Genomic DNA, 23529 nt, shown 5'->3' with positions numbered 1-23529 from the left:
CCGTAAGAAATGCCCTGTATCTCTGGTCGAATACGCAGGGACAACCACTGCGGCGTTATACTCTGCCGCCTGAATTTCACTAACGGACTACAAGGACTCGCCCATGAAAGCGTTCGGCAAAATCCTGGGACTGGGGCTTCTCGGGTTGCTGCTGATCATCGTGGCGCTGGGCTTCGCCCTGACCCACCTCTTTGATCCCAACGACTACAAAGACGAGATTCGCCAGCTGGCACGCGACAAGGCTAACGTCGAACTGACACTCGACGGGGATATCGGCTGGAGCCTGTTCCCGTGGCTAGGCCTGGAGCTGCATGAGGCCAGCATTGCCACCCTGGCCAAACCCAAGGAACCGTTCGCCGACCTGCAAATGCTCGGCCTGTCCGTGCGTGTGCTGCCGCTGCTGCGCCGCGAAGTGCAGATGAGCGACGTACGCGTCGAGGGCCTGAACCTGACCCTGGCCCGTGACGAACACGGCCACGGCAACTGGGAAGACATCGGCAAACCGCTGCCTGCGCAAAACGGCACCCCAGCCGATGCACAGGCCAATGCCACCGTTCAGGCACCCGCTGATCAGAAGCCGGCACCTGCCGAAGGCAACGAGCGTGCCGTCAAGCTGGACATCGACAGCCTGACCGTGAACAACGCCCGCGTGCAGTACACCGATGCCAAGACCGGCCAAAGCTATAGCGCCGAAAGCATCCAGCTAAGCACGGGCCCGGTCCACGAAGGCGCCAACATTCCGCTCAAGGCCAGCGCCTTCATCAGCGCCAGCGAGCCGAACATCAAAGCCCGCACCGAACTGGCCGGCGAGCTGCGCTTCGACCGCAAGCTCAAGCGCTACAACTTCGAAGACATGCGCCTTTCGGGCGAAACCTCGGGTGAACCCACCGGCGGCAAGACCGTGACATTCGCCGCCCAAGGCCAGCTGCTGGTCGACCTGGCTGCCAATGTCGCCTCCTGGAACGGCCTGAAAGTCTCGGCCAACCAGCTACGCGCCCTGGGCGAGCTGAACCTGCGTGATCTGGACAAGGCGCCACAACTGAGCGGCGGCCTTTCCATCGCCCAGTTCAACCTGCGCACCTTCCTCGACAGCATTGGCCGCCCGCTGCCGGCTACCAACGACCCGGCGGCCTTCGCCAAGCTGGAGCTGGTCACCCGCCTGCAGGGCACGCCCAACAGCCTGGCGCTGGAAGACCTGGCCGTGAAGCTGGACGACAGCACCTTCAGCGGCCGCGTGGCCGTGGAAGACTTCGCCAAGCAGGCCCTGCGCCTGCAGCTCAAGGGCGATGCCTTTGACGCCGACCGCTACTTCCCCGCCAAGAGCGAAGAAGCCAAGGGCGCCACCGCTGCACGCCAGGCCGAGGTAAAGCAGCAAGAGGCCAGCGCCGTAGCCGGTGCGGGTACCACGCCACTGCCAAATGCCCCGACCCAAGTGGCCTGGAGCGACGACAAGTTGCTGCCCGTCGACCGCCTGCGGGCCCTGGACCTGCAGGCCGACCTGGCCTTCGGTTCGCTGACCCTGGACAAACTGCCGATCGAAGACGCCCAGCTCAAAGCCATCGGCCAGGGCGGCCTGCTGACCCTGCAAACCCTGCGCGGCGAGCTGTACAACGGCACCTTCGAAGCCAAGGGCACGGTCGACGTACGCCCTGCCGTCCCGCAACTGGGTGTGAACACCAACATCCAGCGGGTGCCGGTGGAACACTTCATCAAGACCGAAGGCAAGGAGCAGGCCCCCCCTGTGAAGGGCCTGCTGACCCTGACCAGTGATCTGACCGCCACCGGCAACAGCCAGAAGGCACTGGTCGACACCCTTAACGGCAGCGCAAACTTCACCATCAACGATGGCGTGCTGGTCAACGCCAACCTGGAGCAGCAGCTGTGCCAGGCCATCGCCACGCTCAACCGCAAGACCCTGAGCGGCGAGCCACGGGGCAAGGACACCCCGTTCCAGGAGCTGCGCGGCAGCCTGGTGGTGCGCAATGGCGTCGCCAGCAACCCCGACCTCAAGGCACGCATCCCGGGCCTGACCGTGAACGGTAACGGCGACCTCGACCTGCGGGTGCTGGGCATGGACTACAACGTGGGTGTGATCGTCGAAGGCGACCAGCGCGCCATGCCGGACCCAGCCTGCCAGGTCAACGAACGCTACGTTGGCGTTGAAGTGCCGCTGCGCTGCCGTGGCCCGCTGGAACTTGGCGCCAAGGCCTGTCGCCTGGATCAGAACGGCTTGGGCAAGGTCGCGGCCAAGCTGGCCGGCAACCGCCTGAAAGACAAGATTGACGAAAAGCTTGATGAAAAACTCGGAGACAAAGTGAGCCCGGAAGTGAAAGACGCGCTCAAGGGGCTGTTCAAGCGATGAGCCCCGAGCAGTTCTCCAGCGCTGTGCTGGATTGGTATGACGAGCACGGCCGGCACGATCTGCCCTGGCAACAGGGCATCACCCCGTACCGGGTGTGGGTGTCGGAAATCATGTTGCAGCAGACCCAGGTCAGCACCGTGCTCAACTACTTCGACCGCTTCATGCAGGCCCTGCCGACCGTGCAGGCCCTGGCCGAAGCGCCGGAGGACGAAGTGCTGCACCTGTGGACGGGGCTGGGCTATTACACCCGTGCACGCAACCTGCAAAAGGCCGCCAGGATCGTCGTCGAGCAACACGGCGGGGAATTCCCACGCAGTGTCGAGCAGCTCACCGAACTGCCCGGCATCGGTCGTTCCACCGCAGGCGCCATCGCCAGCATCAGCATGGGCATCCGCGCGCCGATCCTCGACGGCAACGTCAAGCGCGTACTGGCCCGCTACACCGCCCAGGCGGGCTACCCCGGCGAACCCAAGGTGGCCAACCAGCTGTGGGCCACGGCCGAGCGCTTTACCCCACACCAGCGCGCCAACCACTACACCCAGGCAATGATGGACATGGGCGCCACGCTGTGCACGCGCAGCAAGCCCAGCTGCCTGATCTGCCCGCTGCAGCGCGGCTGCGAAGCGCACCTGCACGGTGAAGAAACCCGCTACCCCGAGCCCAAGCCGCGCAAGGCACTGCCGCAGCGGCGCACGCTCATGCCACTGCTGGCCAACCACGAAGGCGCCATCCTGCTGTACCGCCGCCCCTCCAGCGGGCTGTGGGGGGGGTTGTGGAGCCTGCCGGAACTGGACGACATCACCCAGCTCGATGACCTGGCCTACCAGCATGGCCTGCGCCTGGCTGACAGCCGCGCCATGGACGGCCTGACCCACACATTCAGCCACTTTCAGCTGGCCATCGAGCCCTGGCTGGTGCGCGTCGACTCGGTCGGCCAGCACATGGCCGAGGCCGACTGGCTCTGGTATAACCTCGCCACCCCGCCGCGCCTTGGCCTTGCCGCCCCGGTGAAAAAGCTGCTTAAACGCGCGGCCGACGAACTGATTGCAGGAGACGCCCGATGACCCGCACCGTGATGTGCCGCAAGTACCAAGAAGAACTGCCAGGCCTGGAACGCCCGCCCTACCCAGGCGCCAAGGGCCAGGACATCTTCGAACACATCTCGCAGAAGGCCTGGGCCGACTGGCAGAAGCACCAGACCATGCTGATCAACGAAAAGCGCCTGAACATGATGAACGCCGAGGACCGCAAATTCCTCCAGGCCGAGATGGACAAGTTTTTCGCCGGCGAAGAATACGCGCAGGCGGAAGGCTACGTTCCACCGGCTGAATGACCCCAAAAATCGTAAGCGACGGAATTAATTTAAAATTTTTTCAAAAAGTCGTTGACGAGCGGTCCGGAAATCTATTTAATTCACCTCGTCGCCCAGATAGCTCAGTCGGTAGAGCAGAGGATTGAAAATCCTCGTGTCGGCGGTTCGACTCCGTCTCTGGGCACCACCTTCAAGCTTCTGGTGGTTGCAAAGTTACCCGAAGCGACAACAAGAAACCCGCCTAGTGCGGGTTTTTTGTTGTCTACAATTTCTGCTCATTGACCAGCATCAAATAGCCAGCATTCGCCCACCTTCAGAATCAGAGACGGACATCCGAATCGATCAGCAAGGACCTCCATGAGCGAAGAATCTCCCCTCCTGCTCCCCGCCCCTAGCGAACCCGCCACCAATCCAGTCCGCACCCGGCGCCCACGCCAGCGCAAGCCGGAACCGACGATCACCACCATCAGCCAGCAACCCGCCGCACTGGAAGTGGCCACCGCCCCCAAGGGCAGCAACGAAGACAGCACCTCGGCGCGCCTGCCGGCGAGCTACCCCTACCGCACCCGCCTGCGACGCCAGGACTACGAAAAATCCAAGCATGCGCTGCAGATCGAGTTGCTGAAGGTGCAAAGCTGGGTGAAGGAAACCGGCCAGCGCGTGGTGATCCTGTTCGAAGGGCGCGATGCCGCAGGCAAGGGCGGCACGATCAAGCGCTTCATGGAACACCTCAACCCACGCGGCGCACGCATCGTTGCCCTGGAGAAGCCCTCCGAACAGGAACAGGGCCAGTGGTATTTCCAGCGTTACATCCAGCACCTGCCCACCGCAGGTGAAATGGTGTTCTTCGATCGCTCCTGGTACAACCGCGCCGGGGTCGAGAAGGTGATGGAGTTCTGCACGCCGCTGCAGTACCTGGAGTTCATGCGCCAAGCCCCGGACCTGGAGCGTATGCTGTGCAACAGCGGCATCTTGCTGTTCAAGTACTGGTTCTCGGTAAACCGTGAAGAGCAACTACGCCGCTTCATTTCGCGCCGTGACGACCCGCTCAAGCACTGGAAGCTGTCGCCCATCGACATCAAGTCGCTGGACAAGTGGGAAGACTACACCGCGGCCAAGGAAGCGATGTTCTTCCACACCGACACCGCCGATGCGCCGTGGACGGTGATCAAGTCCGATGACAAGAAGCGCGCGCGGATCAACTGCATCCGCCACTTCCTGCATTCGCTGGACTACCCGGGCAAGGACCACAGCGTGGCCCACGCCCCGGATGCGCTGCTGGTCGGCAAGGCATCGCGCGGGTTCGAAGAGGATGAGCCGGCTCCACTGGCGAGTTGAAACGCCGAGGCAGCTGCGCTTCAATACGCGCAATTTCCGCCCCCCAAGGATTCACCCCATGGCCACCCCTACCAAGCAACAGAAACGCGCCAAGCGCGCCGCCAGCAAGGCCAAGCAGAACCGCATGGTACGCAGCGGCCAGGCGGTCAAGGCCAGTGCCGGTGACAGCGCCAGCGTCGAGCAGGTGTACAAGAAGGCCATGGAATCGGGCAGCTACGACGCCATGTTCAACAAGATGAAGGAAGCCCAGGAGGGCGGCCTGGTACCGATGATTTCGGTGTTCCTGGTAGACCCGCTGCTGGCCCTGGTGCTCAAAGGACACAAGGAAGAACACGCCACCGACTACATCGTGCTGGTGTTCAACGCCTACCGCAAATGGCTGGACGGCGCTGATGAAGAGGCCACCATGGCCTGGCTGGAGAGCGATGAGTTCCAGGAGGCTTATATCGCCGCTTCCGAGCTGGTGGCCAAGCAGCAGCAACAGCAGAAACAGTTTGGCTGACAGAGCCATGTAACCTGCCCGCGAAAGGGCCGGCACAGGCAACAAAAAAGGCCGCGCCCTTCACAGGGCGCGGCCTTTTCGTTACAGCCAGCGCAAATCAGTTATCCAGCGCCACCCGCCCGGCAGCTTCACGCTTGCGGTGCACCAGCAAGCCAGCCGCTACCACACCAATGCTCAGCAGCGCAGTCGCGATGATCTCCGCACGGTGGTCTTCACGCAGCGCCATCACCACCAGAATGGCAACGATGAAGGCAATGGTCGCCCAGGTCAGGCCCGGGAACAGCCACATCTTGAAGGTAATTTTCTCGCCGCGGGCTTCACGCTGGGCACGCATGCGCAGTTGCGACACGGCAATCACCAGGTACACCAGCAGCGCAATGGCACCCGAGCTGGCCAGCAGGAACTCGAACACCTGGGCCGGTGCCACGAAGTTGGCGAACACACAGAGGAACGCCGCTGCAGTGGACAGCAATACCGCCACATGCGGGGTCGCCGACTTGGTGGTGCGCTGGGCGATGGCCGGGGCGTCGCCACGCTTGCTCAGCGAGAACAGCATGCGCGAAGACGTGTACAGCGCCGAGTTCAGGCAGCTGGTAACGGCAATCAGCACGACGATGTCGACGATCAGCTTGGCATTCGGCACGCCAATGCGGCTCAGCACGGTCTGATAGGAGCCCGTTTCAGCCAAGGCCGGGTCGTTCCACGGCACCAGGGCCACCACCAGGAAAATAGACACCAGGTAGAACAGGCAGATACGCCAGATCACCGAGTTGGTGGCGCGGCTGATCTGCTTGCCCGGGTCCTTCGACTCGGCAGCGGCGATGGTGACAATTTCAGTACCCATGAACGAGAACATGGTGGTCAGCATGGCTGCCAGCACCGCGCCCAAGCCGTTGGGCATGAAGCCTTGGGTATCGAACAGGTGGCTGGCACCGCTCACCTGGCTGCTTGGCACGAAGCCGAACATGGCTGCACAACCTACGGCGATGAAGCCGATGATCGCCAGCACCTTGAGCAGGGCGAACCAGAACTCGAACTCGCCGTAGTTCTTCACGCTGCACAGGTTGGTCAGGGTCAGCGCCAGGGTAATGATGAGGGAAAACGCCCACAGGTCGACCGCAGGGAACCAGGCGTGCAGGATGGCAGCGGCGGCGTTGGCCTCCAGCGGAATCACCAGCACCCAGAACCACCAGTACAGCCAGCCAATGGTGAAACCGGCCCAACGCCCGATGGCGCGGTCGGCGTATGTAGAGAACGAACCGGTGTCTGGCGAAGCGACCGCCATTTCACCCAGCATGCGCATCACCAGCACAACCAGCGTACCGGCAGCGGCATAAGCCAGCAGCACGGCCGGGCCGGCCGCTGCGATGGCGTGGCCGGAGCCTACGAACAGGCCGGCACCGATGACGCCAGCGATGGACAGCATGGTGACATGCCGTTGTTTGAGCCCCTGAGCGAGGTCATTGGAATTGTTACCGCTCATTGAAACTACCTTTGTAAGGAGTGGACCACTCCGACTGCGGGTACGGAGCGCGCCAAGGGTTGACCTAGGCGTCGCTGCAATCGGCGGTTTCCTACTGGCAATAAGCACGCCATGTGCTGAATGCATTCGTCAGAAAATTCTGGAGGCCTTTTAGGACAAGGTTTGGAGGGCTTTCGGCCAGGGGCTGACCGAAAGACCGCCAAATCATCGGATTACTGAAATACCCACTTACAAACGCACCAAAGGTGCTCCACGGTAACACCTGTGCACCGCCGCAATGCAAAAAAGTGCAACCCACGGGTACAACCTGACGAACGCATGACGCCTTCGCGGGTAAACCCGCGCATGCTAGCTGAAGGTAGGGTTTACCCCTTGAATGGACCAAAACCGCTTCCATGAGCGGGCCAAAGCTGGCACCATCGCGCCTTTTTTCATCAAGGCTCTGGTGCTGGGCGACACCTTCGCGGACATCTGCGCGACGTTACGCTGTAGCGATGCGACAAACTGCCCCACCAGTGCCCACAGTCCCCGGCGACCCTGTTGGCCGTCATAATGCCGCTATGCTAGCTTGGCGCACGCCAGGAAGGCCGCCAACAGCTGGGAACGCACCCGAACACATGAGGACCGCACATGGCTCAGGCCACGCCCGCGCTGGAAATCCGCAATCTGCACAAACGCTACGGCGAGCAGGAAATTCTCAAGGGCATTTCGCTGACCGCACGCGACGGTGACGTGATCTCCATCCTGGGGTCGTCCGGCTCCGGCAAGTCCACCTTGCTGCGCTGCATCAACCTGCTCGAGAACCCACACCAGGGCGAAATCCTGGTTGCCGGCGAAGCCCTCAAGCTCAAGGCCGCCAAGAACGGCGACCTGATCGCAGCCGACAATCGCCAGATCAACCGCCTGCGTAGCGAAATCGGCTTTGTCTTCCAGAACTTCAACCTGTGGCCGCACATGTCGATCCTCGACAACATCATCGAGGCGCCACGCCGCGTGCTCGGCCAGAGCAAGGCCGAGGCCATCGAGGCCGCCGAAGCGCTGCTGAACAAGGTTGGCATCTACGACAAACGCCACAGCTACCCCGCCCAGCTTTCCGGTGGCCAGCAACAGCGCGCCGCCATTGCCCGTACCCTGGCCATGAAGCCCAAGGTCATCCTGTTCGACGAGCCAACCTCGGCACTCGATCCGGAAATGGTCCAGGAAGTGCTTAACGTTATCCGCGCACTGGCCGAAGAAGGCCGTACCATGCTGCTGGTAACGCACGAGATGAGCTTTGCCCGCCATGTGTCCAGTGAAGTCGTCTTCCTGCACCAGGGCCTGGTAGAAGAGCAGGGATCGCCGCAACAGGTCTTCGAAAACCCGACCTCGGCGCGTTGCAAGCAATTCATGTCCAGCCACCGCTAACGGAGCAATACATGCACACTTACAAGAAGTTCCTCCTGGCAGCTGCTGCCACGCTGGTGATGTCGGCAAACGCCATGGCCGCAGAAAAACTGCGCATGGGCATCGAAGCCGCCTACCCACCGTTCAACAACAAGGATGCCAGCGGTAACGTGGTCGGCTTCGACAAAGACATCGGCGACGCCCTGTGCGCCAAGATGAAAGTCGAGTGCTCGGTCGTCACCTCCGACTGGGACGGCATCATCCCGGCCCTGAACGCCAAGAAGTTCGACTTCCTGGTGTCGTCGCTGTCGATCACCGACGAGCGCAAGCAGGCCGTGGACTTCACCGAGCCGTACTACTCCAACAAGCTGCAGTTCATTGCGCCAAAAAACGTCGACTTCAAGACTGACAAAGAGTCGCTGAAGGGCAAGGTCATCGGCACCCAGCGCGCCACCCTGGCCGGTACCTACCTGGAAGACAACTTCAAAGGCGTCGACATCAAGCTGTACGACACCCAGGAAAACGCCTACCTGGACCTGGTGTCCGGCCGCATCGACGGCATCCTGGCCGACAAGTACGTGCAATACGAGTGGCTGAAGAGCAAAGACGGCTCGAACTTCGAGTTCAAGGGTGAGCCGGTGATGGACAGCGACAAGATCGGCATTGCCGTGCGCAAAGGTGACACCAAGCTGCGCGACGACCTGAACAAAGCCCTGGCCGAAATCAAGGCCGACGGCACGTACAAGAAGATCAACGACAAGTACTTCCCGTTCAGCATCGAATGACCCGCCCTGACCGGCGCGCCCCCGTGGCGCGCCAGTCCCTAATATGACCTGCCCATGAATATCGACCTGCACGGATTCGGTCCGGCCATGATGGCCGGCACCCTGATGACCGTAAAACTGGCGCTTTGCGCCTTGCTGCTGGGGCTGGTGCTGGGCCTGCTCGGCGCCCTGGCCAAAACCTCCTCGGTCAAGCCACTGCAATGGCTTGGCGGTTTCTACTCGACCCTGGTTCGTGGCGTGCCCGAACTGCTGTGGGTTCTGCTTATCTATTTCGGCACCGTCGGGTTGATGAACGCCCTCGGCGAGGCCTTGAACCTGCCGGGCCTTGAGCTGAGTGCCTTCGCGGCGGGCGTGATCGCCCTCGGCCTGTGTTTCGGCGCCTACGCCACCGAAGTGTTCCGTGGCGCCATCCTGGCAATCCCCAAGGGCCACCGTGAAGCCGGCCTGGCGCTGGGCCTGTCCAAGGGCCGCATCCTCTCGCGGATCATTTTGCCGCAGATGTGGCGGATCGCCCTGCCCGGCCTTGGCAACCTGTTCATGATCCTGATGAAGGACACCGCGCTGGTGTCGGTGATCGGCCTGGAAGAAATCATGCGCCACGCGCAAATCGGCGTGACCGTAACCAAAGAGCCGTTCACCTTCTACATGGTGGCGGCCTGCATCTATCTGAGCCTGACCGTCATCGCCATGACCGGCATGCACTTCATGGAAAAACGTGCCGCTCGCGGCTTTGCGAGGGCCGAATAATGAATTGGGAAGTCATCTTCAAATGGCTGCCACGCCTGGCCGAGGGCGCGGTCCTGACCCTGGAGCTGGTGGCCATTGCGGTGGTTGCCGGGTTGATCCTGGCCATCCCGCTGGGCATCGCCCGCTCCTCGCGCCACTGGTACGTGCGCGCTGTGCCGTTCAGCTACATCTTCTTCTTCCGCGGCACGCCGCTGCTGGTGCAGTTGTTCCTGGTCTACTACGGCCTGGCGCAGTTCGATGCCGTGCGTTCGAGTTCGCTGTGGCCGTACCTGCGCGATCCGTTCTGGTGCACGGTGTTGACCATGACCCTGCACACTGCCGCCTACATCGCCGAGATCCTGCGCGGCGCGCTGCAATCGATCCCCAAAGGTGAGATCGAAGCGGCACGGGCGCTGGGCATGTCGCGTGGCAAGGCACTGTTCTACATCATGCTGCCGCGTGCTGCGCGCATCGGCCTGCCGGCGTACAGCAACGAAGTGATCCTGATGCTCAAGGCCAGTGCCCTGGCCAGTACCGTAACCCTGCTGGAACTGACCGGCATGGCCCGTACCATCATCGCCCGCACCTACCTGCCGGTGGAGATCTTCTTTGCCGCAGGCGTGTTCTACTTGGTGATCTCGTTCTTGCTGGTGCAAGGTTTCAAGCTGCTGGAGCGCTGGTTGCGCGTGGATGCCTGCCAAGGGCGCTGACATCTCCTGGCCTCTTCGCGGGCGTGCCCGCGAAGAGGCCCTAAAAACCAACACACATTCCCCCATGCCCAGCCACCTCCACAGCCACCACCTAAGCACCCGCTTCCAGGCCCTCGACCAGTTCCTGATCGAGCACCAACAGCTGTGGAAACCCCGCCCCTTCACCACCTTACAGCTGGACTGGGAAACCACCCACCCCGAGCTGGCCACCCGCCTGCGCCACTGCTCACTGGCCGACGCCGAAACCGATAGCGCGGCTGATGCCTTGCCCGCCCCTTTCCCACAACTGGCCCAGCAAGCCCAACAGCTAGCCACCCTCGGCCACCTCCCGGCAACCGACCTGCCCCCCGCCGCCCACCGCCTGGACGTTGCAGTCCCCGGCCGCAAATGGCAGCAGATCGAAGCCTTCGCCAGCCACCTGGCCTTCCACCACCAACCCCGCCACTGGCTGGACTGGTGCTCCGGCAAAGGCCACCTCGGCCGCCGCCTGTTGCAACCCGGCCAGCAGCTGACCTGCCTGGAGTACGATGCCGAACTGGTCGCCGCCGGCCAGGCCCTGAGCGCGCACCACCACTTACCGGCGCAGCATGTGCATCAGGATGTAATGGCCAGCGACAGCGCACGCCACCTGGCGGGTGAAAAAAGCGTGGTGGCCCTGCACGCCTGCGGCGACCTGCATGTACGCCTGATGCAACTGGCCAGCCAGCAAGGTTGCCGGCAATTGGCGATAGCCCCTTGCTGCTACAACCGCATTGCAGTGCAGCACTACCAGCCGTTATCCACAGCCGCGCAAGCGTCCGGCCTGCAGCTGTCGCTGGACGATCTGGGCCTGCCCCTGAGTGAAACCGTTACCGCCGGGGCTCGCGTGCGGCGCCAACGTGACATCTCGATGGCCCGGCGCCTGGGCTTCGACCTGCTACAACGCCAGCAACGCCAGCGCGACGAATACCTGCCTACACCGTCGCTGCCGGTAGCCTGGCTGGAAAAGCCCTTCGAGCAGTACTGCCGCGACCTGGCCGAACTCAAGCAACTGCCCTTGAACGGCAACCCGGACTGGGCCGCTCTGGAAGCCGCCGGCTGGCAACGCCTGGCCGAAGTACGCAACCTGGAGCGCGTGCGCAACCTGTTCCGTCGGCCATTGGAGGTGTGGCTGGTGCTCGATCGCGCCCTGTTCCTCGAAGAACAAGGCTACAACGTGCGCCTGGGCCTGTTCTGCGACTATCCGCTGACCCCACGCAACCTGCTCATCCTCGCAGAGCGCGACCGTTAGCCACAGCACAACCTGTGGATAACTCTGTGAACAAGCTTGTGATTACCTGTTGGATCCCAACGCTATTTCAAGCGCTTGGCTTATTCCTGCTTGCGCGTCCAGCCCAGTAAAAACAGGCGTTTGCGCAAAGACCAGCGGCGCAGCAATCCGGCATGCCTTTCGCGCAAGGCGCTAATGCCACTTGTGCATAAACATTTCTTGTGGTTGCGACTAGAGCTGCATGCACGGTCTTTTGTAGGAGCGGCCTTGCGCCGCGAAAGGGCCGCAAGTCGGCCCCATCAATCTCACATTTTCAATGCGATTTATTCTTGGCAATCTCGATATCGTTCATCAGCGCCTTGGCCATATCGCACAAGTAATCAGCCGCCCCCAGCAATTTATGGTCATCCTCCATATCCCCCTCGCGCACCAGGTGCTTGATGTAGCCCATCAGGATCGAAACATGCTCATAGGCCGCATCGACCGGGATGCCGGGCTGTACGCGTAGCAGGTTGAGGGAGGGGTTACCGGCTGCGAGGAAGGTTTCCACGCCTGCGGTGGTGATTGGCTTTGGGCTGCTGGGATCAGTATCGATCGTTTTCAATTTTCAAACTCCCTAGTTCAGAGGAGTTGCCGTGTTCATTCTTTCTCACGGAACAAAGGCGGCAACCGTGCACGAGGTGAGAAACCGAGTGAACATAGGAAGCCCGGCCAGACCAAGGTCTGCCCGCGCACGGTCGCCATTACGCAGCCGATACGTTCAAAGTCGGGTTCTCACACCCGGTCGCCAGAGCGACCCGAAAACGGTATCCGTGAGCCACTTCCCCGACAACAGCGATACTTCGGCGGCGCGCGTAGGATACTTCCTAAGCAGCCAAACCCTGAAGCGCCTGGCCCCATGGTTCAGAATTACCTTACACAGATTGCAGCCGCTTACGCGGCCCTTGCGGGAACGGGCTCACCCGCGAAAAGGCCCTGACAGGCAACACAAGGCTAATACCCCGCCCTCGCAACCGTGTATGATCCCTCCCCCAAATCCTTAAAAAGTGACGTCGCGCGCTGCCCGCCAGCCCCGCGACCTTCTGGCGTTGCGCCAGAACCGACAGTGGACCAACGGACCTGACCATCGTGACCCAAGCCAAACCCCTCGCCTTGCTAACCCTCGCCCTGGCCCTGACCGGCTGCGCCAGCGGCAACGCGCCCCACGCCAACAGCAACCTGGGCTGGAACCACCCCGGCATGCAACTGGGCGGCGACAACGGCCTGCCCCTGCGCACCGAAAGCCCCTGCCGCAAGCGCGGCTGCGACAACGACAAGCTGTTCTTCAACCCGGGCAAAAGCGAGCCGAGCGTTACCACGATCCACCGCGGCTGGTAGGAAAATTCTCCTTTTGGGCCGGTGACTTAGGTCTTTTGCGAACATTCGCAACGAAGTGGTTTACAGGCGCCAAACGATCGTTATAATGACGCCCCATTGCCGGTATAGCTCAGATGGTAGAGCAACTGACTTGTAATCAGTAGGTCCCGGGTTCGATTCCTGGTGCCGGCACCATACGCAGTACTCAAAAGGCTCACCGAAAGGTGGGCCTTTTTTGTTTTCCGTGTCCCAAATACCTTGAAGCCAGCGCGATCGGTGTGGGAGCGGGCTTGCCTGCGATGGGCTGCGCAGCGGCCCCGGCAATCTCAAGAAAGCAAATTTTCTGGGCAACAGTGCAGCTCAAAAAACAGACACGCCTTCAAACAGAAACGCTTTGACTCTCCAATCGCGCCCCGCTACGATTTATCTTAAATTTTAGATAATTCAACTGAGGCAAGCCAATGGCGCTTCAATTCCACGAGAGCCCTTTCCACGTCACCCACGATGCGGAAACAGCCAGCAAGATGGCCTTGAAGATGGACCTGTCCATCTTTATCACAGACTGCATCAAGAAAATGGGCCTCAAGCAGCACGAGGCCGCAGCCAGGCTCAACGTGGCACAGTCACGGGTGTCCGAGCTGGCCAATGGCAAGATCGAGAAATTCACGCTGGACGCCATGATGGATATGCTAGACAAGCTCGGCTTCCGCACCAGCCTTGTCTTGCCCTCGAACGATGCGGGCGCCCTTCCCCAGATTGTCATCTCGCAAGCGCAAGGCAGCTAAACCCTGTACCCCATTTTTCTCAGCTCCAGCTTCAGCTCCTTCAACCGGTCTTCAGCGACCTGCATCGCATGCCGGTCAGAGCGGTTGGTCGTTTTCACGAACGAATGCAGCACAACGACCATATCTGCGTACTTGGCTACGTACACGCATCTGAATGCCGGGCTGCCATTGATGATGAGCTCAATCGCCCCCGCGCCCACCGAGTCAGTCAGTGACTTGATCGGCCGCTCAGGGTCCTGCCCGTACTGAATGCGCCGCAGGTCCTTGCCAAAGTCGTCCTGCACATCCTGTGGCAGGTCCTTGTACTCACGCTCAGCTGCAGCACTCACAAACGCAAACTTTCTCACAGCGGTATCCAGAAAAGATCACCAGAGATGTGGAGGCATGGATGCCAAAGGCTAGGGAATGTAGCGCAGTTGCATACGCCTGACGGGTGCAAAAATGTTTCTGGATTTCGCCCGTTGGACCGTGAAAACCGATGTCCGAGAACACGGGGAATGCCGCGCTCAGGACGATGGGCTACGACACCAAGGTGAATATCTGCGGCCACGGGTTCCGAACCATGGCGTGCAGTGTGCTGGTCGAGTCCGGGCTGTGGTCGGAGACGGCTATCGAGCGGCAGATGAGCCACAAGGAACGCAACAACGTGCGCGCCGCCTATACCCACAAGGCCGAGTTCCTCGAAGAGCGCCGGATGATCATGACCTGGTGGAGCCGGTTTCTAGAGGCAAACCGCGAGGACCATGTGACGCCGCATGAGTTTGCCAAGCAGACGGACGAGAACGTCACGCGCCTTCGCAGTGCCAAAAGGACCGAGTAGCCCGCCGCACCACCACCTCAAACTCGCTGTGAAGTTACCCACAGCACCGCATGAAGCTCCTCCGCGCGGGTCCTTTCAAACGGGGCTGCAAAGCCGCCCCGTTTGAAAGGACCATACCTAAGAAAAAAACTGCTGGCACAGCTTACGTCTGTGGAAAACCACTGATGTCCACTGGGTGATAGTTTTATCCACAGGCGCTAAATCCCTGAAATCGCTTGGCTTGACGAACATTGTCCACAGGCGTAGACCGGGAGTGGCAAACGCTGTCGATGACAGCACCCCAGGTGACCCGAACCTTAAAGGTCACGCCGCTCCCGCGGTGGTTCTTCCCAAGGGCGATTCGCATCCGGCAGCTCGCCCGGTCACTACCCATGTGATGGATGCTCTTACACATATAGCGCTCGTGCGCCAGATACACCGTACCTCGCTGCCCTGCAGCAACCTATCCGCTTGGCCGAATCCTGCGCCAACCTGTGCCCGTCTCTTTCTCAGGAAAGAGACGGGCACTTCTACCACTGCTGCAGCCCTGATCGCACATGGCTTTGCGGCATTCCCCCTCGTGACAATCGGCGTGACAAACGCCGATGTCACCAGCAACAGCGCTGTAGATGATGGTGCCGCAGACCAAGGAATGGACTGCACCTGACTGACAGTCAGGTATGCCCCGGTCATCGCATTGCTGCTTGCACATGGCTCAGGATCTTCAGGCGCTGATCTCGTCAGCCAGTGCTGCCTCCACCCGCCCACCGGCAACGGTGTACAGGAGGCCAGATCATGAGATGCCCTTGCTCCCGGACGTAAGGAGCCGCCAGTCCCGCGAAGAGGACATTCCCCACAGGTCGCAGGGGCCTTGATCCCTGATAACACTCAACATTCTTGGCGGGATGACGTGGGGCCAGGATTGGAAATCGGAAGATGAGGTGACCGACATGGCATTGGTAGGTAGGCGGGATGGCCGCAATTTTGGGTATGGCAGGCAACTGAGCTACGCAGGGCCACAAGCGCTGAAAGACATGTTCGGCGGAGGCCACTACGGCACGGTCAAGGCGCACTGTGATCGGTGGCAGGCATTCGTGAAGTGGTGCCGCTCCGAACATGGGCCCGGTATCAATGACGCGCGACAAATCGATCGAAAGGTGTTGGCCGCCTATGCGGCTTATCTGCGCGGTGCGGTTGAGCGCGGTGACCTCGCCATCAGCACCGTACAAAACCGCCTATCCAGTGTTGACAGGACCATGGCTGCGCTTCGCGGTGATCAGCTTGTGAAACTGCCAAGTCCGAGCAAGGCGTTGGCTATGCAGCGCACCGGGGCTCGTCACTCGGTTCCGCAGGGCCAAGACCGCGAACAGATTAAGCAGATCGTCGACACACTTTGTAGTCGTGATCAGCTGCGAGCCGCAGCGATCGTTCTATTGGCACGAGCCACCGGCATGCGCTTGCGTGAGGCCATCTTGGCTAATCTGCCACGACTAACCCGTGAGGCTCGCGAACTAGGTAGGATTAACATTCAGGATGGCACTAAAGGCGGCCGCGCCGGCGCCTCGGCGTCACGCTGGGTTACTGTGGATGATCATATTCGTGGTGCGCTTGGATTTACACAGCAGGTCTCTCCTGCCGGTAGCCGCAACCTGGTTGCACCAAGCGAAAGTTACCTACATGTTTTGCAGAAAATCGTCCGCCCTGCGCGGAACATCCTGCATACACACAGCCTCAAGGGCTTCCATGAGTTACGAGCGGCCTACGCATGTGAACGCTATGAGCAAATCACCCAGCACCCCGCGCCTATCAACGGCGGCCGATGTTGCCGGATAGATAGGCATCTTGATCGTCAGGCCCGTAGACAAATTAGCTATGAGCTGGGACACGGTCGTACAGATGTGGCTTCCGCTTACATCGGTGATCGAGCATGAGCAAGGCATTCGACATGGAGCTATTCCTTGTAGGCGTACTGACGGGGTCACACTCCACGCGCCTGCGTCATCTCCGCCAGGCAATAGCCATTCAAGCAGCGATTGCCAAACGCTGGCACATAGACAATCCGTGGGCTTGGCAGCGAAAGCATCTTAGGTGGTTTCTGACTACGCATATAAAAACACGCTCAACCTCGACCAAATATTACTACTGGCTAACCATGAACCTGATATTAGCTCGGTTAGGCAAAGCGCAACAAACAACTAAGAAACGCGCCTCAAAAAACCTAATTGTGAGGCGCCCCCTAAAACACATTTATGCTGTTATGTTTTTTGGCAACATAGAAACAGATGCTTGAGACAAGCCTGCGCGCTTGAATTTATAGCGCATATACGTTGACACTTCCATCTCATGGTTTGACAACAAAATCTGACGATCTGAAAGCTCTACCCGTAACAAATCACTCAATGAAGCAATGTTAATTTCATCCATTGATTGTACTGGATCATCAATCAGTATGAATGGATTAAGAGCATATACCCTATTCAATGTTAGGAAAAAGGCCAAACCTAATGATGCGATTTGCCCACTACTCATAGACAGGATTGCATCATGATCAGACTTCAGCGCAGTATTGAACTTGAGTATATCTCCTTTACCGCTCACTATAAACAAACCTAATCCACGCTGATAATTCTGTATGAGTCGCCCACTATAAATATGGAACAACAGCTCTATGTCACCAATAGTCTTTTTCGCATACTGCTTCGCAGTTTCGTCCAATTGCTTCCTAAGCTTAACAATTTTTGCTTTTATTTTTTTGCCAGCTTCAATCCTAGATCTGAGCTTATCAAGCTCCGCTACTTTAGACTTGTACTCTTCGCTTTTGAATTTAGAATGAGCGGCTCTGAGATAGGATTCTTTATTTTCAAAATCCGAAATACTAAGTGAGGTTATATCTGATGCATTCAAGAATGCCATCTCTAAGCTAGATGACCAGCCTAAAGGAAGCACATCACTTTCTGGTTTTTTAGCTGTAGCAATAATCCCTTTTGCTTCATTAAACCGTAACAGCAGAGCTGCATCATCAGCCGTAAAGCTTAGATTTTTTGATACGCCATATTGTACCAACTGCAAAACCACTTCACTTATAATTGAGAACTTAGATTCTGCTGCTGTGAGAGCCTTAAAAAGAACACTATCGAAATCTTTTGCGACTAGGTCGCGCTGCTGCGTGAATGCTGTTATCTGTAAATTCAGCAAGTCCTGTATTGACCTAACTGTCTCTTCTAGCTTCTGAGCAGAAGCATCTATTTCAGATCGAATTCTTTCCGCATTATTTAAAGCGGCTTCCTCTAACGCAGCGTAAGTCGCCCATGAGAACCCACAAAATGGACAACCGGAAATTTCCAAATCTTCACATTCTTGGTGTTGTCGTAGCAACTCTGCATGAGCACTTAGTAAATTTACAAGCTTTGCGTTCTTAGCTGCACTATCAGTTTTAATTAGATCTCGCGCTTCAATGAGACTCTTTATACCAACCAAATCAGCAGTATTCTTAAGACCTTTTAGCTCTACTTCCTTTATATCTGAAGCTGGCTTTCTGAATATCAAAATATCATGATCCAGCCCAACAAGCGTCGAGTTTTTTACTTTCAGACCTTCATATCCAGCCACTTCAGAACCCAACTGAAGAGCCAGCTTTATATCGACCTCTCTTTTTAAAAACTCATCAATATTGCTATTAGCCCTTCTCTTAAGAACCTCATCAAAGTTCTGATGTATTTTAAATATATCCCGCAATTCACGTATCAGAGTTTCAATATCAGTATCATTTACAGCCGACAGAGGCTGTTCAACATCCCAACCAGGCGACGGCAGCGCGGTACTCAACCGCTTGAAGTCAACGGTATTCTCGGCATCTTGAAACTGACCACTAAGCTGTTTAATTTTTTCATTCAACTCAGCTTGGAGGTCAGTATGCTCTTTCCCAGTGTAAGATTCCGTAATAATACTTTCTAACGTGGAGCAATATGATATCTGGCTCGTTAATTTATCGGTATTAATCAGATGCTCAATACCTTTTTTTCTTTCAGTGGCGTCCGTCGAGTACAGGTACCTATTCTGCCCTTGCTCAAGATAGTTCAATAAAGAGAAATTTTTTAAGAAGTTCTCTCCGAGAATACTCTCTAGCGCTTTAGAATCAAGACTCACTCCAAATTCATTGGAGCCAATACTGTTTATTTCGTAAAGCTTAAAAATAGAAAAATTGTCAGGTGCATTATTATCCGGATTCGATAAGTCCGCTATGGTAGCAACACGAGCTAGGAAAATTGACTCCCCTGAATCTTGATTTATTAGCTCCGCTCTAATAGCGATGTCGCCTTCTTTATTTCTATTCCAGTATATGTTTTCTTCAAATTGTTTTTTGCGCGAACGCTTTGCAACTGTTGCATCATTTGTATTGATAATTCTTTGTATTACGCCAGTAAACAAAAGCTCCAACGCATCAAATATGCTAGTTTTTCCAAAACCATTCGGGCCATCCAAAGTAATCATGGAGGCAGCTCGAAAATCAATAGATGTATTTTCAAATGGCTTGAAATTTTCAATCTTGAGGCTAGATATTTTCCATTTCTTCATGAATCAGAGTCTCGATTAGTTTGTCTGCTTCAATCCCAGATGCAGAAGCATTAAAGATTCTGAGATGAAGATCGGTCAATTTTTTCTCGGCAAGTGCTTCCTCTACATAAATATCAAGCGGCTTCAGTGAGCTTTCCTTCACTGGAACCTTTACAAATGGGAGCTTTATAAAAATTCTCGCCGCGACACTATATAATGTAGGCGATAGTGGTTGATCTCGATATTCTGCAAACATCCTATCATCGACAACCATCGCTGAAACGCTTTCGAAGCTGTGCCCTTCTAACAACCTAAGCTCTTCTTCGCTGTAATAAAGAAAATATTTTTTAAAATAGTATGGATTTTCTTCAATACCAAATATCTTGCTCTCAACTCCATTAAAGTCAGCTCGACGCCTTAACTCATGCAAAATAATCAGGTCGGTATTTTTATCAAAAGCAGGATCAGATTTGAATGTTTCAGGAGCATGCAGTAGCACTAATTTATTCAGCACCTGCGGTGATGGTATTTTTCCACACTCAACCACAGCGAGGAATCGCTTCCTATCTCCACTATCCTGACTAAAATAAGTCAAAGACTTATAGTCAACATCTTCAAGACCTGCTAAAGTTTCTCCTGCCGAATGTTCTATGGTGACGTCATCTACTTTAGAATAGTCGCCGACATCAAACAAAGTAAACTCATGTTTTAAGGCAGCCTGTAGAACAATCTCTTTAATCATTCAACTTTACCCTCGCCTCTTCCCTTGAAATTATTGTTGCATCAAAGGCTTTAGTTATTTTGTTACGATCCTTACCCATCAATGAAAACTCATCTTCTACAGCATCCCGCGAAGCTCCGGTAGCTGCACAAAATCGCTCAGCGGGTGAAAAAATATTTGCTCTAGCTGCAATTAGCCATTGATATTCAACTAATATATCTATCAGCTCTGGATCGCTTTTCAGCTGTTCCATGAGATCTTCAGCAAACCTATGCTCCCGTCGAGCATTGTCTGCCGAAATTGCTGTCGGCAAATAAAAATCTCCGGCAGAGCACCTATAATAAGGCGGCTTTTGCTCACTCAGTGGTGCTTTATCTATATCGTAGATCACATCCACATAGTCATAAACACTGTTCTCACTCACGACCATTGAGGAAGATCCAAAACATAACGACTTCCACAGCCATGTAAATGGAGTATCACCCAATTCTTTAATCTGATCGTAAACATTTGCGACTTTTTGAATAACAGTTCTATCTACTGTTTTTTCCATTGTATTGGTATACCCATACAATGATTTACAAACGGCCATTCTGGCTTGGAACATCTTGTATACAATGTCGTCTTCATGGGTAGCGGCGAGGCTTAATAACTCTACAATTTTCTTACTTTTTAAAGTTTGAGTAAACGCAGCTTCTGCAGCGCTCATTAACCCATCCTGATTGCACGCATGTATATATATTACTTGAGCGGCAATATGACTCTGCAAAGCTTCGAACTTCAAATTCACTAAAAAATCACTACAAGGCAACCCTTCGGAAATCAAGTAGCTCTTAATTCTTGACTTCGTTTTCTCTTCAACATCTTGGAGATAGCAGTAAGGCAGCCCATCGTAAGTATAAAATTTAACAACATTCCCATTACTGCCAACAAAATCAGAAGCATCATCAAGGCGCGCAGATGTATGAAAATATCTTTTGGTATTCTTATCACACAACTTATGTGTGGATGCAGCTTTTTCGAGAGCCTCCCCATAAGCTGCTCTTTTATCATCTGCTAACGCTTTTACCTGATGCGTAGAAACTGCAATTCCATTTTCAATTATCGCAAAATCATCAATGCTGTCGATTTGCAACTCAAACGACATTTTATTTAGCACACATTCTATGGAATGATATAGCGCTAAATGCCCTTGGTAAATAAACCCACTCCATGTAGGCGCAGCTGTATGAGGGTGGGAGGCAGCCGATTTTGACATGCAATATGTCCTAGGCAAATTTAGAGACAGAGTCAGAAGTAAACTTCTAACTCAATAGAATATGATCTTAATTTCCGTATCCGATATTTAGACTTTTTGTTGCGCGCGCCCAGCGGCGTTATGAAAACTTCCTTGATTGTCATTTTTATGCATTCCCTTGAGCGATGTCACTATGACATCGCAGAATCTAACATACCTGTAGGTTCAAAAAAAGGGTCAGCCAGACTTCCGAACAGGGCTGCAACACTCGTTGCAAGGATAGCGATGGGGCATGCCTCACAGGGCCAGTTTCAGAGTAAGTGCCAGCCGGGCAGGGAAACAAACCTTATTCATCAAATATTAGAAGCAGGACGCCGTTCTAATTTCTAAGCGCCAAAGGGGTAGAATTAGAGATAGCGTGCTGAATAACCACAGAAAAAAACCATACTAAACATATAGTTGGCTTTCGATTCGACTCCTGGTGCCGCACCTTCCAGGTTCCATGTTAGCTTTCAAAAGCTATGGAACCCCGCTCTACTCTCAAGCCCCCCGCAACCCCCGCCGCACCTCTTTATCGGCATACATCAACTGATCCGCCGCTTTGAGCGCTGCTTGCAGCGATGTCGCAGAAGGGTCGACACTCGTAATACCAATGCTCGCGCCGGAATAATTGAAACGGCATTCATCAAATTCGTAGCTACCAATCAGCAGCGGCGCCAGCCGTCGGCGCATGGCTGAGACAGTTTGCGCCATCTCGCCTGGATGCACGGAAGCCGTCAACCCGATCACAACGAATTCGTCACCACCCCAGCGCCCAAGCTCATCCGTCGCCCGCAACCCGCCCTGAAGTCGTCGGCTGCCTTCGATCAGGAACTGGTCCCCCACCTCATGCCCGTAGGTGTCGTTGATCGCCTTGAATTCGTCGAGGTCGATAAATGCCACCAACACCCCCTGCCCCGTTCGTTTCGCCAGCGCGAAATGCCGATGCAAGGCCGCCAGAATTGCACGCCGGTTCTTCAAGCCGGTCAGCGCGTCATAGTTTGCCGCATAGCGTTCTTCCTGGCGGCGCATCAACATCTGCGCGGTCACACGGCTGGAGAGCAAGATCAGAATTAACCCCAGCGCTGCCACAGATGCCGCGGTCCAGTAGTACTGCTGGCGCATCGGCTGAAGGTGGTCAAGCGTTGCCAACGTCAGCAACTGATAGTGCGCGTCGTTCAGGGGCTGGCGCCTCACCAGGTAAGGCTGCCCGTCAATGAGCCATTGATCGGCCTGAGCCGCTCCGGTCATTGGGCGGATATCCATAGGCTCGCCCGGCTCTTCGTCGCCATCCACAGCCTTGGACATATCAGGCGGCAGCAGCGCCGCCACGTTGCGCAGCATGAACCGCTCGCTGGACGCGGTAGTCACACGCCCCTGGCGGTTTACAATCAAGGCTGTGTGACGCCCCGTGAGATAAAGGGCAATGTCCGGGGCATCGAACTTGACCGTGACAGAGCCAAGTGGCTTGCCATCGGCACCGTCAATGCGGCTGGCTACGAAATAGGAGGGTGTCTTGTTCAGGCGGGCGATGCCGAACATGGCACCACTGCCAGTGCGCAGTGCATCGATGAGGTAAGCCCTGCCCGTATAGATCTGGCCAACAATGCTGAACGACTCCGCCCAGTTACTGGCCGTCACCGTATCGTCTGAAAGGTTGTTCATGTAGATGCGGGCATAGTGGAGATCGCTGGACAATCGGTCCATGAAATCACCTACGCTTCGAACCAAAGGGTCACGGGTGAAATTCAAAGCGCGCTCTTCACGCGTGAGTGCCGCGAAACCGGGTGGATCATGGCGATACCGGGCAGCGAGCTGGATGACCTCGCTCTGACGGGCCACCATATTGGCCACACTGGCCATCTCGGTGAACAGACGGTCTACGACACGCCCCGTTATCTGGGCTTCGTATTCGGCGCCTGCCGCCAGGGTTTTAAGCTCTTCTGCCGTAAGGTGCTGCGCTATCCACACGCCCAGGCTTGCCACAAATGCCAACCAGACGAGCACAACGCCCAGCGTCACCCGGCGCATGATGGAAGGGATGTCCCTGCGTTGCCGCCGCTGCGCCGACGCGTAGCTCACGCCGTGCCTGCCGGTTGAATGGTGCTCCAAGGCAACTCCTTTTGCGATACAGCAAGGTGCATCATCGACCCTGCGATACCCCCACCAAGGCGGGGCTCGCAAGATT

20 protein-coding genes, 2 tRNA genes and 1 pseudogene are annotated in these 23529 nt (G+C 56.5%); 16 read left to right on the top strand and 7 right to left on the bottom strand.

The genetic code is table 11. The features are described 5' to 3' along the window. Nucleotides 1-103: 103 nt before the first annotated feature. From B9A31_RS19210 to B9A31_RS19185, 6 genes are all read left to right on the top strand, one after another. Entirely contained in the window at nt 104-2362 is a 2259-nt protein-coding gene (locus B9A31_RS19210) for an AsmA family protein (protein WP_019096865.1), read from the top strand. Continuing rightward, a complete protein-coding gene (gene mutY, locus B9A31_RS19205) occupies nt 2359-3426 on the top strand; it encodes an A/G-specific adenine glycosylase (RefSeq protein WP_019096866.1) in 1068 nt (355 codons plus the stop codon). Before B9A31_RS19210 ends, mutY begins: the two co-directional genes overlap by 4 nt. Continuing rightward, nucleotides 3423-3695 (top strand): oxidative damage protection protein, encoded by a 273-nt coding sequence (locus B9A31_RS19200; RefSeq protein ID WP_003255742.1) that lies wholly within the window; start codon nt 3423-3425, stop codon nt 3693-3695. Before mutY ends, B9A31_RS19200 begins: the two co-directional genes overlap by 4 nt. Before the next feature lie 90 nt (nt 3696-3785). After that, nucleotides 3786-3861, top strand: a tRNA-Phe gene (locus tag B9A31_RS19195). A 170-nt stretch (nt 3862-4031) separates the two neighbouring features. Then, nucleotides 4032-5012 carry a polyphosphate kinase 2 gene (ppk2, locus tag B9A31_RS19190; RefSeq protein WP_084297269.1) on the top strand — a complete coding sequence of 327 codons (981 nt, stop codon included), beginning with the start codon at nt 4032-4034 and terminating at the stop codon, nt 5010-5012. Between the two features lie 58 nt (nt 5013-5070). Next, nucleotides 5071-5514 carry a hypothetical protein gene (locus B9A31_RS19185; protein ID WP_019096868.1) on the top strand — a complete coding sequence of 148 codons (444 nt, stop codon included), beginning with the start codon at nt 5071-5073 and terminating at the stop codon, nt 5512-5514. A gap of 97 nt (nt 5515-5611) precedes the next feature. On the opposite strand, the gene gabP is transcribed toward B9A31_RS19185, so the two are convergent. Further along, nucleotides 5612-6997 (bottom strand): GABA permease, encoded by a 1386-nt coding sequence (gene gabP, locus B9A31_RS19180; protein ID WP_019096869.1) that lies wholly within the window; start codon nt 6995-6997, stop codon nt 5612-5614. Between the two features lie 630 nt (nt 6998-7627). Between gabP and B9A31_RS19170 the strand changes: the two genes are divergently transcribed. The 5 genes from B9A31_RS19170 (at nt 7628) to B9A31_RS19150 (ending at nt 11871) form a co-directional block, all read left to right on the top strand. Beyond that, nucleotides 7628-8401, top strand: a complete 774-nt coding sequence (locus B9A31_RS19170; RefSeq protein ID WP_003255746.1) for an ABC transporter ATP-binding protein — start codon at nt 7628-7630, stop codon at nt 8399-8401. Nucleotides 8402-8412: 11 nt separating this feature from the next. Further along, nucleotides 8413-9165, top strand: coding sequence for an ABC transporter substrate-binding protein (locus B9A31_RS19165; RefSeq protein ID WP_011953233.1), 753 nt, complete (start codon nt 8413-8415; stop codon nt 9163-9165). A 54-nt stretch (nt 9166-9219) separates the two neighbouring features. Then, the gene (locus tag B9A31_RS19160; RefSeq protein ID WP_016714491.1) at nt 9220-9912 is read left to right on the top strand and encodes an ABC transporter permease; all 693 of its coding nucleotides are present in this window, start codon (nt 9220-9222) and stop codon (nt 9910-9912) included. After that, nucleotides 9912-10601: an ABC transporter permease gene (locus tag B9A31_RS19155; RefSeq protein WP_016497592.1), complete on the top strand. Its 690-nt coding sequence runs from the start codon at nt 9912-9914 to the stop codon at nt 10599-10601. Before B9A31_RS19160 ends, B9A31_RS19155 begins: the two co-directional genes overlap by 1 nt. A gap of 64 nt (nt 10602-10665) precedes the next feature. Beyond that, on the top strand, nt 10666-11871 hold the full coding sequence (locus B9A31_RS19150; RefSeq protein WP_084297293.1) for a methyltransferase: 1206 nt from the start codon (nt 10666-10668) through the stop codon (nt 11869-11871). Between the two features lie 292 nt (nt 11872-12163). On the opposite strand, the gene B9A31_RS19145 is transcribed toward B9A31_RS19150, so the two are convergent. After that, nucleotides 12164-12454, bottom strand: a complete 291-nt coding sequence (locus tag B9A31_RS19145) for a DUF3077 domain-containing protein (RefSeq protein ID WP_016714489.1) — start codon at nt 12452-12454, stop codon at nt 12164-12166. A 524-nt stretch (nt 12455-12978) separates the two neighbouring features. Between B9A31_RS19145 and B9A31_RS19140 the strand changes: the two genes are divergently transcribed. From B9A31_RS19140 to B9A31_RS19130, 3 genes are all read left to right on the top strand, one after another. Continuing rightward, nucleotides 12979-13227, top strand: a complete 249-nt coding sequence (locus B9A31_RS19140; protein WP_027610143.1) for a hypothetical protein — start codon at nt 12979-12981, stop codon at nt 13225-13227. Nucleotides 13228-13325: 98 nt separating this feature from the next. Next, nucleotides 13326-13401 (top strand) — tRNA-Thr (locus B9A31_RS19135). A 266-nt stretch (nt 13402-13667) separates the two neighbouring features. After that, nucleotides 13668-13991 carry a helix-turn-helix domain-containing protein gene (locus B9A31_RS19130; protein WP_019096873.1) on the top strand — a complete coding sequence of 108 codons (324 nt, stop codon included), beginning with the start codon at nt 13668-13670 and terminating at the stop codon, nt 13989-13991. On the opposite strand, the gene B9A31_RS19125 is transcribed toward B9A31_RS19130, so the two are convergent. Beyond that, nucleotides 13988-14338, bottom strand: a complete 351-nt coding sequence (locus B9A31_RS19125) for a type II toxin-antitoxin system RelE/ParE family toxin (protein ID WP_019096874.1) — start codon at nt 14336-14338, stop codon at nt 13988-13990. The two genes, B9A31_RS19130 and B9A31_RS19125, sit on opposite strands and share 4 nt — an antisense overlap. Before the next feature lie 125 nt (nt 14339-14463). Here B9A31_RS19125 and B9A31_RS19120 point away from each other — a divergent pair. Together B9A31_RS19120 and B9A31_RS19110 are read left to right on the top strand one after the other, a co-directional pair. Beyond that, nucleotides 14464-14811 (top strand): annotated as a pseudogene (locus B9A31_RS19120) (tyrosine-type recombinase/integrase); the annotation flags it as partial. 929 nt (nt 14812-15740) lie between these two features. Continuing rightward, on the top strand, nt 15741-16721 hold the full coding sequence (locus tag B9A31_RS19110) for an integrase domain-containing protein (RefSeq protein WP_084297292.1): 981 nt from the start codon (nt 15741-15743) through the stop codon (nt 16719-16721). 316 nt (nt 16722-17037) lie between these two features. Here the strand turns inward: B9A31_RS19110 and B9A31_RS19100 are convergent, their stop codons facing one another. The 4 genes from B9A31_RS19100 to B9A31_RS19085 form a co-directional block, all read right to left on the bottom strand. After that, nucleotides 17038-19365 carry an AAA family ATPase gene (locus tag B9A31_RS19100; protein WP_084297267.1) on the bottom strand — a complete coding sequence of 776 codons (2328 nt, stop codon included), beginning with the start codon at nt 19363-19365 and terminating at the stop codon, nt 17038-17040. Further along, the gene (locus tag B9A31_RS19095) at nt 19343-20086 is read right to left on the bottom strand and encodes an ABC-three component system middle component 1 (RefSeq protein WP_084297266.1); all 744 of its coding nucleotides are present in this window, start codon (nt 20084-20086) and stop codon (nt 19343-19345) included. The genes B9A31_RS19100 and B9A31_RS19095 overlap by 23 nt, the downstream gene beginning before the upstream one ends. Next, on the bottom strand, nt 20079-21323 hold the full coding sequence (locus B9A31_RS27080; RefSeq protein WP_143512069.1) for an ABC-three component system protein: 1245 nt from the start codon (nt 21321-21323) through the stop codon (nt 20079-20081). The genes B9A31_RS19095 and B9A31_RS27080 overlap by 8 nt, the downstream gene beginning before the upstream one ends. 519 nt (nt 21324-21842) lie before the next feature. Beyond that, on the bottom strand, nt 21843-23453 hold the full coding sequence (locus tag B9A31_RS19085) for a GGDEF domain-containing protein (RefSeq protein WP_084297264.1): 1611 nt from the start codon (nt 23451-23453) through the stop codon (nt 21843-21845). Nucleotides 23454-23529 lie beyond the last annotated feature (76 nt).

This window comes from Pseudomonas sp. URIL14HWK12:I5 (assembly GCF_900176445.1).
Lineage (GTDB): Bacteria > Pseudomonadota > Gammaproteobacteria > Pseudomonadales > Pseudomonadaceae > Aquipseudomonas > Aquipseudomonas monteilii.
The sequence above is the reverse complement of the archived record's forward strand: the minus strand, read 5'-3'. Positions and strand labels throughout refer to the sequence as shown.

Excerpts from the sequence above, each read along its gene's own strand:
- B9A31_RS19210 (WP_019096865.1), top strand. The coding sequence starts at position 104 with ATGAAAGCGTTCGGCAAAATCCTGGGACTGGGGCTTCTCGGGTTGCTG.
- mutY (WP_019096866.1), top strand. The coding sequence starts at position 2,359 with ATGAGCCCCGAGCAGTTCTCCAGCGCTGTGCTGGATTGGTATGACGAG.
- B9A31_RS19200 (WP_003255742.1), top strand. The coding sequence starts at position 3,423 with ATGACCCGCACCGTGATGTGCCGCAAGTACCAAGAAGAACTGCCAGGC.
- ppk2 (WP_084297269.1), top strand. The coding sequence starts at position 4,032 with ATGAGCGAAGAATCTCCCCTCCTGCTCCCCGCCCCTAGCGAACCCGCC.
- B9A31_RS19185 (WP_019096868.1), top strand. The coding sequence starts at position 5,071 with ATGGCCACCCCTACCAAGCAACAGAAACGCGCCAAGCGCGCCGCCAGC.
- gabP (WP_019096869.1), bottom strand. The coding sequence starts at position 6,997 with ATGAGCGGTAACAATTCCAATGACCTCGCTCAGGGGCTCAAACAACGG.
- B9A31_RS19170 (WP_003255746.1), top strand. The coding sequence starts at position 7,628 with ATGGCTCAGGCCACGCCCGCGCTGGAAATCCGCAATCTGCACAAACGC.
- B9A31_RS19165 (WP_011953233.1), top strand. The coding sequence starts at position 8,413 with ATGCACACTTACAAGAAGTTCCTCCTGGCAGCTGCTGCCACGCTGGTG.
- B9A31_RS19160 (WP_016714491.1), top strand. The coding sequence starts at position 9,220 with ATGAATATCGACCTGCACGGATTCGGTCCGGCCATGATGGCCGGCACC.
- B9A31_RS19155 (WP_016497592.1), top strand. The coding sequence starts at position 9,912 with ATGAATTGGGAAGTCATCTTCAAATGGCTGCCACGCCTGGCCGAGGGC.
- B9A31_RS19150 (WP_084297293.1), top strand. The coding sequence starts at position 10,666 with ATGCCCAGCCACCTCCACAGCCACCACCTAAGCACCCGCTTCCAGGCC.
- B9A31_RS19130 (WP_019096873.1), top strand. The coding sequence starts at position 13,668 with ATGGCGCTTCAATTCCACGAGAGCCCTTTCCACGTCACCCACGATGCG.
- B9A31_RS19110 (WP_084297292.1), top strand. The coding sequence starts at position 15,741 with ATGGCATTGGTAGGTAGGCGGGATGGCCGCAATTTTGGGTATGGCAGG.
- B9A31_RS19100 (WP_084297267.1), bottom strand. The coding sequence starts at position 19,365 with ATGAAGAAATGGAAAATATCTAGCCTCAAGATTGAAAATTTCAAGCCA.
- B9A31_RS19095 (WP_084297266.1), bottom strand. The coding sequence starts at position 20,086 with ATGATTAAAGAGATTGTTCTACAGGCTGCCTTAAAACATGAGTTTACT.
- B9A31_RS27080 (WP_143512069.1), bottom strand. The coding sequence starts at position 21,323 with ATGTCAAAATCGGCTGCCTCCCACCCTCATACAGCTGCGCCTACATGG.